This is a genomic window from Patescibacteria group bacterium, from assembly GCA_026415775.1.
Taxonomy (GTDB): domain Bacteria; phylum Patescibacteriota; class Minisyncoccia; order UBA6257; family JAAZHW01; genus SKW32.
Genome location: JAOAGL010000001.1, coordinates 443,389 through 458,548 on the forward strand (window position 1 = coordinate 443,389; position 15,160 = coordinate 458,548).

Genomic DNA, 15,160 nt, shown 5'->3' on the forward strand with positions numbered 1-15,160 from the left:
AGAAAATGACGAGCTGTTAATTGCAAAGAGAAGGGGTTATTACTGCCCCGAATGCGGATCAAAATTTAGCAAAAGCCTATTCCCCGAAGACTCCCTTTAAGGGAGTCTTTTTATTAAAAATTTTTAGAAAATTTTTCTTAAAAAAATTTTTCTTTCTAATTTTTTTGTGTTAAAATTGAATAAAGAAATTTTTTAGTATGAAAAAGTTTACTCATTTACATGTTCATAGTCATTATTCTTTGCTTGATGGCTTGGCAAAAATTGATGAACTGGTTTTGTATGCCAAAGAATTAGGATATGATGCTTTGGCTTTGACCGATCATGGTGCAATGTATGGCATTCCCGAGTTTTATAAAACCGCCACCGCAAATGGAATTAAACCAATTTTAGGTGTTGAGGTTTATGTTGCGTTGGAAAATCGTTTTCAAAAAAGAGCAAAAATTGACAGCAAAAGCTATCATCTAACACTTTTAGCCAAAAATTATCAGGGTTATAAAAATTTAATGAAATTAATTACCCGCGCGCATTTGGAAGGTTTTTATTACAAACCGCGCGTTGATAAAGAATTATTGGAAGAGTATAAAGAAGGTGTTATTGCTTTATCAGGCTGTTTGGCTGGCGAAATTCCAAGAAAAATCTTGGCTAATCGTTTAGATGAAGCTGAAGAAAAAATTAAAGAATATCAAAAAATTTTTGGTGAAGATTTTTATTTAGAAATTAATTATCATCCCAAAATCGAAGAATCAAGAATTATTAAAGAGCAACTCATTAAATTGAGCAAAAAATTTAATATCCCAGCGGTTGCTACTTATGACACTCATTATTTAAAACCTGAGGATGCCGAAGCACATGATATTTTGCTAGCGGTTCAAACAGGTAATAAAGTTTTTGAAGAAGACCGACTTACTTTAAGCGCTGATGATTTTTCATTGTGCTCTCAGCAAACAATTGGAGAATTATTTTATGATTTCCCAGAAGCAATTGAAAATACGCAATTAATTGTTGATAAATGCGATGTTCAATTGGAGTTTGGCAAAACGCTTCTCCCCTATTTTGAAGTGCCGCTTGGTGAAACGCCAGAATCTTATTTAAAAAAATTGTGCGAAGAAAATTTACCAAAAAGATATAAAAATATAACACCTGAAATTCTTCAGCGATTTAATTATGAATTGGAAATTATTCAAAAAACTGGTTTTGCTTCTTATTTCTTAATTGTTCAGGATTTTGTTAATTGGGCAAAATCGAATGGTATTGTTGTAGGCCCAGGTCGCGGTTCAGCTGCTGGCTCAATTGTTTCGTATTTGCTCAATATTACCGATATTGATCCAATAAAATATAACCTTCTTTTTGAGCGCTTTTTAAATCCCGAAAGAATTCAGATGCCTGATATTGATATGGATTTTGCTGATACGCGCCGCGATGAGGTTGTTCAATATTTAAGAAATAAATACGGCGAAAATCGCGTGGCGCAAATTATTACTTTTGGAACAATGGCAGCTAGAGCGGCTGTGCGCGATGCTGGAAGAGCGTTAGGATTAAGCTATAGCTTCTGCGACACTATTGCTAAACTCATTCCATTTAACGCAACTTTAGATGAAGCTTTAAACAATGTTATTGAACTAAAAAATTTATATGAACGCGACCAAGATGTAAAAAAATTAATTGACTCGGCTAAAAAATTGGAGGGTGTTGCTCGTCATGCTTCTATCCATGCTTGTGGCATTGTCATTACTCGCGAAGAAATCACTAATTACACTCCACTGCAACGCGCTCCGCAAGATGAAAATTCCATCATCACGCAGTATGACATGTACTCTTTGGAATCGTTAGGTCTTTTAAAAATGGATTTATTGGGTTTGCGTAATTTAACAATTATTGAAGACGCATTGAATTTAATCGAAAAAATTAATAATGTAAAGGTTGATTTTAATAACATTGACGAAAAAGATAAAAAAACTTTTGAGTTGCTTCAAAAAGGAGAAACAATTGGTGTTTTTCAATTAGAAAGTGCGGGCATGCGACGGTATCTTAAAGAATTAAAACCGAACGATATGGAAGATTTAATTGCTATGATTTCACTTTATCGTCCTGGTCCGATGGATCTTATTCCGCAATATATCGCTCGAAAATATGGCCGTGAAAAAATAACTTATTTACATCCCAAACTTGAACCAATTCTTAAACCAACCCATGGTATTGCTATTTACCAGGAGCAATTATTACAGATTGCCCGCGATTTAGCAGGATTTACATTGGGCGAAGCTGATATTTTAAGACGCGCTATTGGCAAAAAAATAAAATCTCTTTTGGATGCGCAGAAACAAAAATTAATTCAAGGAATGGTGGAACGCGGAATTTCACAAGAAATCGCCGAGAAAATTTGGAATTTTATTGAACCCTTTGCTGAATATGGATTTAATCGAAGTCATAGCGCTTCTTATGCTCAAATTGCTTTTCGCACCGCCTATTTAAAAACGCATTATCCTTTGGAATTTATGGCGGCTTTAATGAATAATGAAGCAGTAGAGACAGAACGCACTGCTGAATTAGTTAATGAATGCCGCAGGATGAAAATTGAAATTTTGCCGCCAGATATTAATGAAAGCTTTGAAAAATTTTCCGTTGTAAAAGAAAAAGGCGCTATTCGTTTTGGGTTATTAGCAATTAAAAATGTGGGCGCGGCAATTGTGGCAGATATTATTAGAGAAAGAAAAAATAATGGAACTTTTAAAGATATAAAAGATTTTTTGCAGCGCATCTGTCATAAAGATTTAAATAAAAAGTCATTGGAAAGTTTAATTAAAGCCGGTGTTTTTGATTCATTGGCTGAGCGAGGAGAATTGCTTGACAATTTAGATAATTTGCTTGAATATAACCAAGAAGTGAAAAAAATCTCTATTAGTCCGCAAGTTAATCTTTTTAGCAAAGAAATGTCATTTCCTGCCCTGCGCTTGAAAAAATCTGATTATATGTCATTAGAACAAAAATTAAAATACGAAAAGGAATTGATGGGTATTTATATTTCTGACCATCCTGTAAAAAAATATGAGGAAAAGTTTAGAAAAATTGGCATTTATCCTTTGTCTCAAATTTCTGAAAAATTAATAAATAAAAAGGTTAAAATTGGAGGTGTTATCACTGATATTAAAAAAATTTTAACCAAAAATGGCCGTTCAATGTTAACTGTTATAATAGAAGATACCAGCAGCAATGGAGAAATTACTGTTTTCCCTGATACACTCGAAAAAACCTTAACTTTCTGGAAAAAAGATAGTATAATCATCCTTGAAGGTCGGGTAAATAAAAATAACGATCATTTAAATATCGTTTGCGAAAAAATTTTAGCTTATAAATAATTTTATGAACAAAAATGAAAAAAATTTAGAAAAAATTCGACATTCTTTGAGTCATATAATGGCTGCGGCTGTTTCTCAACTTTATCCCAATGTTAAATTTGGAATAGGGCCGATTATTGAAAATGGTTTTTATTATGATTTTGATTTTGGTAAAGAAAAAATTGATGAATCGATTCTTTTAAAGTTAGAAAAAATGATAAGAGATTTATTAAATAACGACCTAAAATTCAAAAAGGAATTGGTTACTTATGCAAAGGCTAAAAAAATATTTCAAAATCAACCTTATAAATTAGAATTAATAGAAGAATTAAAAAAACAAAAGAAACCCATCTCTATTTATAGAACTCTTAATGGCAAACAAGAAATTTTTGTAGATTTATGCGCTGGCCCGCATGTTGCCTCAACAAAAGTTATTAAAAAAGACGCTTTTAAATTAGAACGATTAGCTGGCGCTTACTGGCGCGGAGACGAAAAAAATCCAATGCTTATTCGTATTTATGGATTGGCTTTTAACACTAAAACAGAATTAGAAAATTATTTAAAAACATTAGAAGAAGCCAAAAAACGCGACCATCGAATTTTAGGACAACAACTGGATTTATTTAGTTTTCATGAAGAATTCGGCCCAGGATTGGTCTATTGGCACCCTAAAGGAGGATTGATTCGAGTAATTATGGAGAACTTCTGGCGAGAAGCCCATTTAAAAAATGGGTATGATATTGTTTTTACTCCGCACGTTGGTAAATCAGATTTATGGAAAATCAGCGGGCACCTAAATTTTTATCGAGAAAATATGTACTCGCCAATGAAAATTGATGAGGATGAATATTTCATTAAACCAATGAATTGTCCTTTTCATATTCAAATATACAAAACGAAAATTCGCTCTTACAAAGATTTACCGTTGCGCTGGGCTGAATTAGGAACTGTTTATCGTTATGAAAAAGCTGGTGTTCTCCATGGATTATTACGCGTGCGTGGCTTTACGCAGGATGATGCACACTTGATTTGTACGCCGGAACAAATGCCAAGTGAAATTAAAAAAGTTTTGGATTTTTCTATTTATATATTGCGGAGTTTTGGTTTTAATGACTTCGCAATTTATCTTTCAACAAAACCAAAAGATGCTATCGGCAATAATAAAAAATGGGATGACGCAACCAAAGCATTAGAAAAAGCCATTAAAAGTTCGAAGTTGCCTTATAAAGTTGATAAAGGAGGTGGTGCTTTTTATGGCCCCAAAATTGACATTAAAGTCAAAGATGCATTGGGACGCGAATGGCAATGTTCAACAATTCAATTTGATTTTAATATGCCAGAAAAATTTGAAATGCGCTATATTGATAAAAACGGCAAACCTCAGCAACCTTATATGATTCATCGAGCACTAATGGGTTCTTTGGAAAGATTTTTTGGCGCTCTCCTCGAACATTACGCCGGTGCCCTACCCTTCTGGCTTGCGCCTATCCAAATTAAAATCTTACCCGTGAGCGATAAATTTAATCATTTCGCCTATCAATTAAAAGAAAAGTTTGAAGAAAATAATTTTCGTGTTGAAATTGATGACAGTAATGAAACCATTAGCAAACGCATCAGAAACGCCGAAATAGAAAAAATTCCTTATATTCTTGTTGTTGGTCAGAAAGAAATGGATTCTGGTCAGTTGCCAATCCGCGAACGCTCTAATCCAGAAATAAAATTGATGAATATTGAAAACTTTATTGAAATTTGTAAACAACAAATACCCAAACCAAAAAAACTTTAATCTCCCAAATGTCTAATCAACAAAAAATAAAAAATAAAAATGGTTTAAAAAAGAAACCAAAAATTGTAGTTATTTTAGGCCCTAATGCTTCAGGAAAATCGGATCTAGCTGTAGCTTTAGCAAAAAAATTTAACGGTGAAATTATATCGGCTGATTCGCGGCAAGTTTATAAGGAAATGGATATTGGAACTGGCAAAGTGCCATTACAGAAGAAAAAAGATGGTCTTTTTTATAAAGGTATAGAACATTATCTTATTGACGTTGTTTCCCCTAAAAAAATTTTTACTGTAACTGATTATCAAAAATTGGGAAAAGAAGCTATTAAAGAAATTTTAAATAAAAATAAATTACCAATTATTTGTGGAGGCACAGGTTTTTATATTGATGCTTTAATTTATGAATATCAATTTCCCAACGTCAAACCAAATCCTCAATTAAGAAAAAAGTTGGATAAATTAACAACCGAGAAATTATTTCAAAAACTCAAAAAATTAGACCCAAAATATGCTAAAAAAATGGATCCATTTAATCGTCGACGTCTTATTAGAGCTTTAGAAATTATTTTAACACTTAAAAAACCCATGCCGCCGCTTAAAAAATCATCGCCATATGAAGTTTTAAAAATTGGTGTTTATCGTTCAGCGCAAGAATTAAAAAAACGAATTGAAAAACGTTTAATTAAAAGATTAGAGGAAGGGATGATTGAAGAAATAAAAAAAATCCGTCAAAAAGGAGTTTCATGGAAAAGATTATATGATTTTGGATTAGAATACCGCTATATCAGTTTATATTTACAAAAGAAATTAACTTATTCAGAAATGTTTGAACAATTAAAAACCAAAATCTGGCAGTATGCTCGCCGCCAGATGATTTGGTTTAGGAAAGATAGTGAAATTAGATGGATATCAAATATCAAAACAGCAGAAAGGCTAATTAAAAAATTTCTAGAATAATATCCGCTTATAACCTTTTTAATTCTTCCAATCTTTGCTCTATTTCTTTTAATTCTTTTTCTCTTTCTTTAATTTTTTCAATTAATTCCTTAGCCTCCTCTGCCATTTTTTCTAATTCCACAGCCTTTCTCAATCTCTCTTCTTGTTCCTCCATTTCAGCTAAAACTTTTTGATGGCGCTCGTTTAATTCCCGCCATTCTCTATCGAACTCTTCTTGTAAGATTCTTTTTTTTATATCTGTATCCGGCTCAATTCTTTTTAATTGCCCTTCTTCTTCCTCAAATTCAACAAAATCAGCCGCAGTTCGTTGTTCCATTCTCTTTTTTTCCTCTTCTCTCTTTTTTAATTTTTCCAAAATATCTTTGCGAAATTCTTCCATATATTTATATTATACCAAATTATTCTTTAGTTGTCAATAACGATTTTAATCGCTCTTGGACAATATTAGGATTATATCGACCTTTGGTTTCTCGCATTACTTGACCAACTAGAAATTGTAAGGCATTAGCTTTTCCTTTTTGGAAATCCGCTACAGGATTAGGATTTTCAGCAATAATCTTTTTAACTATTTCATCAATTTCTGAAGTATCAGAAATTTGAAAAAGATTTTTTTCTTTAATTATCACTTCGGGATTGGCACCGCTCTCAAATATTTCTGCTAATACTGATTTAGCCGCAGCTGATGAAATTTTATTTTCATCAATAAAATTAATTAATAAAGCGAAGTGATTGGTTGGAATTTTTAAATCGCTAATTTTATAGTTATTTTGAAACATTAAAGCTCTTAAATCAGTAATAAGATAGTTATAGGCCAACTTTATTCTTTTTTCGCGTCGCTCTCCTTCTAAGGGTTTTAGAGCATCCAATTCCATTACAACTTTTTCAAAATAATCAGCTAATTCGAAATCATAAACCAATTCTTCTATTTCTTTTGGTTTAAATCCAAACTCTTTCATAAATCTTAAACGTTTTTCATTGGGTAATTCTGGCACTTCACGTTTAATTTCTTCTAAATCAAACTCTTCATTAACTTTTATAGGTTTTAAATCTGGCTCTGGGAAATAACGATAATCATGCGCTTCTTCTTTTTTTCGTTGCGATATTGTTTTTTGCGTTTTCTCATCCCAACCGCGCGTTTCCTGAATAATCTTCTCGCTTTTTTCTAATAAATCAATTTGTCTTTCCATTTCATACTTTATCGCCTCTTCTACTGCCTTAAATGAATTGAGATTTTTAATTTCTACTTTTGTCCCCAATCCTTCTTCATCTTCTTTTTTCACAGAAATATTAACCTCGCAACGCATCTCCCCTTTTTCCATGTCGGCATTAGCAATTTTTAAATATCTAATAATTAATTGTAATTCTTCGCAAAATTTTTTGGCCTCTTCCGCTGAATGAATGTCGGGCTCAGTTACCAATTCAGCCAAAGGTACACCTGCTCGATTAAAATCAACGTAAGTTTTATTATTTTCATGAATTAATCGTCCTGTGTCTTCTTCTAAATGAATACGGCGAATGCGAATTTTTTTAAATTCAAAAAGGTTGGTTTGCGGATTTATAAAAGGAATTTCTAAATAACCATTTTCACAAAATGGCATATCGTATTGCGAAATTTGATATCCCTTTGGTAAATCCGGATAAAAATAATTTTTTCTATCAAATTTTGAAATTTCTCGCAAATGACAATTTAAAGCGCTTCCTAATTTTAAAACACTTCTTATTGCTTCTTTGTTTGGTTTAGGTAAGGTGCCTGGATGCCCCAAACAAATCGGACAAACATTTAAATTAGGATGTTTTTCCTCTGAATCATTCAAACAATCACAAAACATCTTATTTTTTGTTTTTAACTCAATATGGATTTCTAAACCAATAGTTGCTAAATAATTGGACATATTTTTTATTATAACTATTTTTTAAAATCTTTGCAGATTTTTTCAAAAAATATTTGAGGCGTTGGTGCCACATCCCAAATTAAAAAAGAAACAAATGGTTCTTCGTATAAATCATCGGGATAATGACCCATCATCACTTTTTTTTCTAAAGCATAAATTTTTTTATCCAACACCGAAGCAGCAAATAATTCTCCACTGGTATTCACGCCGACATAGCCGTTTTTATTGAAAATAAAAACGATATCGGCAATTTTTACTCTTTGAAATAAATGATTTGAGGCGTCCCAAATTAATTGTTTGCGATATTCTTCTTTTTTTAATCTTTCCTTCTCAGACGCTTCTAAAAATTCTTTCGGCAGTTCATCAAAATCAGGTTCTAAAATCATAAATGGTTTTTGATTTTTTCGAACAAGTTCTCTAAATTCTTTAATAAATTCTAAAAGTTCTGGACGAAATCTTTGGCTTGAACAAAAAACAATTTTCTTGACCGGCTCTTTAAAAAACAGCATCATACTTTATTATTTTAGCAAAAATTTATTAATAAATCTATTATTAAAAATTAAAAAGGTCCTGTTTTATTTCAGGACCTTTATTATTTTAAAAATTTTTATCCACACTGGCTCCAATTTTTCACTCTCAGCTAACTTTTTAATTTCTTCTGGAGTAAACCACCTATACCTTTTAACTTCTTCCTTTCGCACCCTAACACTTCCCGTAAAACCTGCTTTAAAAACCCACCAGTAATGCGATTTAGAACCTCGGCGGCAATGATTTTTATAAAATTTTCTTTTCTTTATCAATAATTTTAACTTTCTAACTTTCAGGCCAACTTCTTCTCTCGCTTCTTTGATAGCAGCGTTTTTTGGTGTTTCTCTGCTCTCAATATGACCCGCTACCCCAGCCCAATAAAAAGGAAATCTTTTTCTATCAATCAACAAGAATTTTCCGCCTTTCTCTATAACAACTCCGACACTCTTTTTGCTACATTTTTTCATATTTTTTTCTTAACTCTTCTATATATTTCCACGACTCTTCGAACACGTCCTCAATCGGCGGTTCAGCATTGATAATAACAACTTTCATTTTTTGATTTCCTTTTTTCAACTTTCTCATTAATGGTTTATTCGGCTTGGGGGTTTTAAACCGAAAAGAAAACAACCACCGCGCGGCCTTTTCAATCTCTTCTAGAGTTTTCTTATTTTCATAAACATCTATAACTTTACCAGATTCTTTCAGACGCTCCAATGCGACTTCAACTGGCGCCCAGTAAAAAAGGAGGAGATTCGGTCCAATATAATTTTCCCTAAGAATCCGTAAATGACGGTATGATAGATACGGAAACGACAATCCTTTAGCCATTCCGTGAAGATAACAAGAAATATCATACCTGTCTTGAATAACAACTCCTCCCCGTTTGAGCGCTGGTAAAATATTTTCTTTGACATCGAGCAGCCGATCTGTCATAAACAAAAATTGCCTTTTAGCCTCTTCGTTGTTACGAATATAGCCGCTACCAAATTCTTCAATAATTGATTTGGCTATTTCTAATCGTGAATCATCGGGTGGAAAAATTTTTTTTAAAATATTCATTATCTGCTCTTTCGACAGGTTTGGCGCCTTTTTCTCAATAACCTGTCGAATAAACAATCCGAGGTCCGTCGATGTAGGTTCATGGTTATACTTCACCATTACTCCCTCTTCTGCCAAGCTTTCCTCAATCATTTTTGCCTGTGTAGTCTTACCAGAGCCATTCAGCCCCTCAATTAAAATGAATTTCCCTTTTAAATCATTAATCTTGACATAAGGGATGTGCTTCATAGATTTTCTAAACATTTAACACCTCCTTTAAAAATTTTAAATTTCTGCCTTTATTATGAATAAAATTCTATTTTTGTCAAATCTAAATTTATTCCTCTTTAATTTCAATATCTTTAACCTCTTTCCCAATTTTCTGTTTAACCCATTCCAAATCCTTTAAAAGTTTTAATTCTAATCCCTCTTCTTCTTCTTTTATTTCACCTTTAAGTTTAAGGCTTTCGATAAATTCTAGTTGTTTTTCAATATCGCGTTTCAACAGTAAAAATCCATAACGAACTGCCTCTTCAGCTTCTTTAATTTCTTTCATTACTAGGCGATGTTTCTTTCTCCCCTGATAAAAATGATAGGAGGTATAAATCAAAGCAATAATCAAAATAATAAACAAAACAAGAGAAACCACAAAATAAATTGCCTCATAACTTAACTGCGAAACTCCAAATTGAAAAGCAACGGGTTTCACGGTTAACTTAAACTGCGGCGACGGCGGACTTAATTCATTATTAACTCTCATCTGTGTCCAAATTAAATAATTACCGCTAATCAAAAACTTCGGATGCGAATAAAACCAATCGCCTTTGTTGTCAGATAAAGCAGCAAGAGAAGTGACCTCTCCAGTTTCTAAATTCTGAAGATAAATAATTACTTCGGCATTTGCCACTTGAGTTTTCCCACCAATATAAAATATTTCTCTGTTTGTAATATTCTCTGAAAATTCTAAAACAATCGGCGGTGATAACTTAGCAGTTTGAGCTTTAATAGTTGAAAGAGTCAACAAACAAGATAATCCCACAATCAAAATAATAACTGCGATTTTCCCATATTCTTTTCTTTTATTTTTTAATTCTTCGATGCGTTGTTTAATAACCGGATCTTTTTCAATGCCGCCTAACAAAATTTTATTCTTTTGATAATGCCATTTTCTGGCTTTGTAAGCGAAAAAACCAATTAAAGCAATTAGACAGATAAGTATTAACCATAGGCCAATCCATGGGATAGAAATAATTTCGCTGATTTTTAAGCCTTCCCCTTGAACAAATTGAAATATAGGTGTCACGATTTTAACTCGTTTTTTACTCTCAATAAAATTTCCGGCTCTATCGTAAGCCCTAACATATAAATCATAATCGCCTAAATCTAACTGAAGGATGTGCGGCAAATCTGCTTCTGTAAATAAAATTTGGGGTGTTTCTTGCTGAGCCTGAACTGATTTGTTTAATTTCAACGGAATGACTTTAATTTCATAATGGTCTATACCTGAAGTAGTGTCCGTAGTTAAAAATTCCAAAATAATTGTTTTTTGACTAGTATGCGTTGAAGGAGAAACTTTTATTGGAAATTGAGCTGGCGGACTTGTGTCAATTTTAACCGCATAATGACTTACACCACCCCAAAAACCACTTCTTTTAGCTTTTAAATGAAAATACCAGACACCATCAGCAAGATTATTATAATTTACATAGTTTTCTTTTTCATCAAGAATATCGTCTGGAATAGTTAAAGGATTATTATCTAAAACATAACTGTATCCTTCAATCCCTTTTCCCTCTTCAACCAGCCATTGAAAATTAACATTATCATTGTTGTACCATTTTGTGGAGTCTGGATGCGTTGAAGAAATAATCTCTGGGCCGGCAGGAGGAGGAAGTACTAATTCATAAACGCCACCCTTTGTTTGTCCTAAAACATCTGTTCCTTTTCCATCAGCTAAAAGAACTTTTGATTTTGCAGTATCGAATCTGAGTGACGCTGTGCCAATTTCTTTAGCGCGGAAAGTAACTGTCAGCAACAAACATGAATCAGTGTTAATGCCCGGCGCGCTAATCCCTCCAGATAATTCTAACCATCCTTCAGAATTAGAATATGTTGGTTGTTTCAACCAAATTTCCAAACATGATTTTCCTGTTGAAGGAGAAACAATTTGTAATTTTTCTGATGGAAATAAAATTTTTGTTTGAACGGCATTAATAAAATTGCCATTAGTATTAACATAAAAAGAAACTGTAAAAGTATTACCAATAGGAATTGTTCCTGAATTCGGAGAAACATATAAAACAGCCTCTTTAATTTCTGCCTTCAAAGGGTATATTAAAGGGGCGACAACGAACAAAACAATGATTAAATTAACAATTAGAAAATTCGGGAATTTTTTCATTTTATTTCCACTACCTTCTTTTATTATAAAATAATTTTACTAATAAACCAATTACTAAAATTGCTATAATAATTAAAATCAATTTTTCAAATAAAACTCTATAAAAATAAACTGTTCGTTGATTACTATTACCAAAATTATCCACAGCCAAAAATTGAATAGCCCAAATATTTTTAGAAAAACCAAAGGGATTAGTTATTTCATACCAATCACTCCATTGAAACCATTTTTTTACTCTAGCAAAATCTTTAACCATTCCAGAGTTATCTTTTGTTTCAAAAATTAAAAACTTCTCTTTGCTGTTGAAAGGATTATCAGCTATTCTAAACAATAAAATTTCTGGCTGAATTTTATCTTCCTTAACTATCACTGGTCCTTGTTTAACAACCAAACCAGAATTTTCTTGATTATCACCTTCTATCTTGATTTGTGAAATATACAAAGGGATATTTTTAATTTCTATTTCATCAGCCATTGTCCCTTTGCCATCAGCCAAATAAGCAGCTGCTTTTTTAAAAACAAAATTTTCTTGTCCAGCTTTTAGCGCTTCAAAAATTAACGCAATAATTTGTCCATTTTCACCAACAAATGGTTGAATGGAGCCTCCTTGTAAAATAATTTCATTTTGATTATTCACTTCGATTTTTTTCCAAATATTTATAATGGAATTATCTTTATCAAATTGCTTAAATTTTATTAATTCGGAAGGATATTGAACAATTAAATCATATGCATTAAGCGGTTTATCAGAATCAACGCGAACATAAACAATAAATTCCAAAGATTTATTATCGGGTTGAATTCCATCAAAATAAAAAACTGTTTTAGCGTCCACGCGCAAACTCAAGAAAAAAGAACAACAAATAAAGATTAAAAATAATATTCTGGTTTTTTTCATATTAGCCAGTCCAATAATAAAGAATTATTGATAAATCGACAATATCTAAAACACCATCGTCATTTAAATCTTGCCAATAAAAATCTTCATTTGGATTCCCCCAGTAATAAAGAAATATTGAAAGGTCGACAATATCAACTCTTCTATCTTTATTAAAATCTGGCGATTTTTTTCTTAAATAAATATCAGGTGGTAAAGTAGGACCAAAAGGTGGCGAAGGTAAAATAGGAGAAACAATAAAACCGCCACCGGGATGAGGCGTTAGCGTCGGTGTTGGAGTAAAGGTTATAGTTGGTGTCGGGGTTGGAGTCGGAGTGGGGGTTAAAGTTGGTGTGGGCGTTGGTGTTTCGGTTGGTGTTGGTGTAGGAGTAGGAGTGGTTGTGGGAGTTGGTGTTTCTCCGGGAATAACTACTTCAATTATTAAATTTTGACTAGCAGAAAAAATCTCTTTTGTCAAAAAAAAAGAAAAGAACAAAAAAACAATAACAAAACAAAAAAACCACTTGCGATAATCCAACATATTGGTGTTTTAAATGGATACTACTCTTTTCTTCTTATTCTTGATTTTCTTTTGGTTTTTCTTCTACCTTAACAATCTTGAATTTTTTCTTAAAAAGTTTAATTCCCCAGACAATCAAAAGAATAATTACAACAATAAGAATCGCCTCTTGGTAGGGAAATGCCCAAATTACTATCTTAGCCGGTTCAATAGCCGGGCCGTTAGGAATATAAGTATTAATAACGACATTTAAAGGGCCAAAGAAGTATTTGCGGTCCCATTTAACAGCAAAAGTGCGGTCAAAACCCGGAAAAACAACGCGTGAATCAATTGCTAATTCTTGTTTTTGGAAAAGACCAGAAATAACCACCTTGCCTTCGGGCGCAATATAGGTATTGCCTTCGTTTAAAATTTTAAAAGCAGTTGTTAACGGCCCATGATCAATAAATTTAGGCGCTTGAATGCTGCTGATTTTAGCTTGTTTTACCACATCGCCAGTGACTTCCACCAAAATTACTGTGCCAGTTCGTCCCGAAATACCAATACCACTCGCCTCTTCTGCTGGTTTGCCTTTAAACAAAACAGCGGCGTAATGTCCGCCGGGCGGCGCATTCTCCGGAATTTTAATTTTATAATGAAACTCTCGACTCTGTTTTGGTTGAAGCTCAAATTCTTCAACATCATAACTAATCCACTTTGCCAAACCATATTGATTAAGATCTTCGGAAGTTAAAGAAATACTTCCCTCAGCGCCACCCCTAATATTTTCCTTTTCCACAATTACCTTTAAAACAAAATCATTCGGATTAACAATTGTTGTCATTCCCTCCCATTCTTGTCCCGGACTTAAAACAATTTTATAAGAAAGCGGGTAAACGGTGATTCCGATATCCGCTTTCGCTTGATTAATAAGAAAAAGAAAAATTATTAAACAAAAAGCAAACAAAAATCCGTGAATTAAATTTTTTGTTGTTTTAGTTAACAACATATTTTTTCTTTCTGCTATAAAAATCTGCTCTAATTAAATCGCCAATGCTGTTAAGGTAATAGTACCGCTATAAACGCCGCTGGGTTGAGATATTGGTGCATCAATTCTAAACCCATAAACCACTGTTTGCTCGCTTGATTGATAAGTACTAATTGTAGCTATTTCTTGAGAACTAGCTGGAAAACCAGCCCATTTTGGCGAAGAATCATTTGTGCCCCAATAAGTAGAATTATATAAACCAGCTGGTGTCGTACCGGTTTGATAAACACGGAAGGATAAATTGGAACCGGGGGTATCTGTTGAATTGCTTCCATTCCAAGCTGTTTCATCGGGAAAATCAACTGTTTGATTGCTATCCAAATCTAAAGTAGAATTAGCATCATCTCTTTTTGCTGACAATTGCCAACCACTATTTGAGTTAGTCGTTACACTGCAAGAAGTAGTAGCGATAATTGGTGTCCCAGGAGTAAGAACTCCTAATGCTACAGTATTGGTGGCCAAGCTAAAAGTTAAAGTGGTCGTGACTGTCACTTGAATTGTCTGACTTTGATCACTGGCTTGAGCAATTTTGTAAAATTGATTAACTAAAGCCGAGCTTAAAACCACAAGACCGACCAAAATAAAAATTTTTACATCGTTTTTCATTTTTTATTTTATTAATTAAAAATCGACCTTATTTTGATTCTTTAATCTTATTATAAAATTTTTTAATTCAATCAACAAGTGAATTATCCACAACAAGTCTAGAAGCTAGAAAATAGAATCTAGAAGCTAGAATCTTGATTTTTAAGAACCTCTCCTTTCTTTCTTCTATTTTCTATTTTCTATTTTCTAGATTC

General features: G+C 32.7%; 13 protein-coding genes. 3 read left to right on the top strand and 10 right to left on the bottom strand.

Going from position 1 to position 15,160, the window contains the following annotated elements; translation table 11 throughout:
- The first annotated feature begins 197 nt into the window (after positions 1-197).
- The 3 genes from N2692_02410 to miaA are packed head-to-tail and all read left to right on the top strand — an operon-like array spanning position 198 to position 6,074.
- Entirely contained in the window at positions 198-3,356 is a 3,159-nt protein-coding gene (locus N2692_02410) for a DNA polymerase III subunit alpha (protein ID MCX8016130.1), read from the top strand.
- A 4-nt stretch (positions 3,357-3,360) separates the two neighbouring features.
- On the top strand, positions 3,361-5,121 hold the full coding sequence (gene thrS / locus N2692_02415) for a threonine--tRNA ligase (GenBank protein MCX8016131.1): 1,761 nt from the start codon (positions 3,361-3,363) through the stop codon (positions 5,119-5,121).
- Between the two features lie 8 nt (positions 5,122-5,129).
- Positions 5,130-6,074: a tRNA (adenosine(37)-N6)-dimethylallyltransferase MiaA gene (miaA, locus tag N2692_02420; GenBank protein ID MCX8016132.1), complete on the top strand. Its 945-nt coding sequence runs from the start codon at positions 5,130-5,132 to the stop codon at positions 6,072-6,074.
- Positions 6,075-6,081: 7 nt separating this feature from the next.
- On the opposite strand, the gene N2692_02425 is transcribed toward miaA, so the two are convergent.
- The 10 genes from N2692_02425 to N2692_02470 all read right to left on the bottom strand — a co-directional run bounded on the left by N2692_02425 (position 6,082) and on the right by N2692_02470 (position 14,966).
- A complete protein-coding gene (locus N2692_02425; protein MCX8016133.1) occupies positions 6,082-6,453 on the bottom strand; it encodes a hypothetical protein in 372 nt (123 codons plus the stop codon).
- Between the two features lie 19 nt (positions 6,454-6,472).
- The gene (gatB, locus tag N2692_02430) at positions 6,473-7,966 is read right to left on the bottom strand and encodes an Asp-tRNA(Asn)/Glu-tRNA(Gln) amidotransferase subunit GatB (protein MCX8016134.1); all 1,494 of its coding nucleotides are present in this window, start codon (positions 7,964-7,966) and stop codon (positions 6,473-6,475) included.
- Positions 7,967-7,980: 14 nt separating this feature from the next.
- Positions 7,981-8,478 (bottom strand): hypothetical protein, encoded by a 498-nt coding sequence (locus N2692_02435; GenBank protein MCX8016135.1) that lies wholly within the window; start codon positions 8,476-8,478, stop codon positions 7,981-7,983.
- A gap of 63 nt (positions 8,479-8,541) precedes the next feature.
- Positions 8,542-8,961, bottom strand: coding sequence for an NUDIX hydrolase (locus tag N2692_02440; protein MCX8016136.1), 420 nt, complete (start codon positions 8,959-8,961; stop codon positions 8,542-8,544).
- Positions 8,948-9,799 (bottom strand): hypothetical protein, encoded by an 852-nt coding sequence (locus N2692_02445; GenBank protein ID MCX8016137.1) that lies wholly within the window; start codon positions 9,797-9,799, stop codon positions 8,948-8,950. Before N2692_02445 ends, N2692_02440 begins: the two co-directional genes overlap by 14 nt.
- A gap of 73 nt (positions 9,800-9,872) precedes the next feature.
- A complete protein-coding gene (locus N2692_02450) occupies positions 9,873-11,936 on the bottom strand; it encodes a cohesin domain-containing protein (GenBank protein ID MCX8016138.1) in 2,064 nt (687 codons plus the stop codon).
- Positions 11,937-11,946: 10 nt separating this feature from the next.
- Positions 11,947-12,834 (bottom strand): cohesin domain-containing protein, encoded by an 888-nt coding sequence (locus N2692_02455; protein ID MCX8016139.1) that lies wholly within the window; start codon positions 12,832-12,834, stop codon positions 11,947-11,949.
- A 1-nt stretch (position 12,835) separates the two neighbouring features.
- Entirely contained in the window at positions 12,836-13,291 is a 456-nt protein-coding gene (locus N2692_02460) for a hypothetical protein (GenBank protein ID MCX8016140.1), read from the bottom strand.
- Positions 13,292-13,388: 97 nt separating this feature from the next.
- Positions 13,389-14,321, bottom strand: a complete 933-nt coding sequence (locus tag N2692_02465; protein ID MCX8016141.1) for a hypothetical protein — start codon at positions 14,319-14,321, stop codon at positions 13,389-13,391.
- Positions 14,322-14,354: 33 nt separating this feature from the next.
- Positions 14,355-14,966: a hypothetical protein gene (locus N2692_02470; GenBank protein MCX8016142.1), complete on the bottom strand. Its 612-nt coding sequence runs from the start codon at positions 14,964-14,966 to the stop codon at positions 14,355-14,357.
- Positions 14,967-15,160 lie beyond the last annotated feature (194 nt).

Excerpts from the sequence above, each read along its gene's own strand:
- N2692_02410 (MCX8016130.1), top strand. The coding sequence starts at position 198 with ATGAAAAAGTTTACTCATTTACATGTTCATAGTCATTATTCTTTGCTT.
- thrS (MCX8016131.1), top strand. The coding sequence starts at position 3,361 with ATGAACAAAAATGAAAAAAATTTAGAAAAAATTCGACATTCTTTGAGT.
- miaA (MCX8016132.1), top strand. The coding sequence starts at position 5,130 with ATGTCTAATCAACAAAAAATAAAAAATAAAAATGGTTTAAAAAAGAAA.
- N2692_02425 (MCX8016133.1), bottom strand. The coding sequence starts at position 6,453 with ATGGAAGAATTTCGCAAAGATATTTTGGAAAAATTAAAAAAGAGAGAA.
- gatB (MCX8016134.1), bottom strand. The coding sequence starts at position 7,966 with ATGTCCAATTATTTAGCAACTATTGGTTTAGAAATCCATATTGAGTTA.
- N2692_02435 (MCX8016135.1), bottom strand. The coding sequence starts at position 8,478 with ATGATGCTGTTTTTTAAAGAGCCGGTCAAGAAAATTGTTTTTTGTTCA.
- N2692_02440 (MCX8016136.1), bottom strand. The coding sequence starts at position 8,961 with ATGAAAAAATGTAGCAAAAAGAGTGTCGGAGTTGTTATAGAGAAAGGC.
- N2692_02445 (MCX8016137.1), bottom strand. The coding sequence starts at position 9,799 with ATGTTTAGAAAATCTATGAAGCACATCCCTTATGTCAAGATTAATGAT.
- N2692_02450 (MCX8016138.1), bottom strand. The coding sequence starts at position 11,936 with ATGAAAAAATTCCCGAATTTTCTAATTGTTAATTTAATCATTGTTTTG.
- N2692_02455 (MCX8016139.1), bottom strand. The coding sequence starts at position 12,834 with ATGAAAAAAACCAGAATATTATTTTTAATCTTTATTTGTTGTTCTTTT.
- N2692_02465 (MCX8016141.1), bottom strand. The coding sequence starts at position 14,321 with ATGTTGTTAACTAAAACAACAAAAAATTTAATTCACGGATTTTTGTTT.
- N2692_02470 (MCX8016142.1), bottom strand. The coding sequence starts at position 14,966 with ATGAAAAACGATGTAAAAATTTTTATTTTGGTCGGTCTTGTGGTTTTA.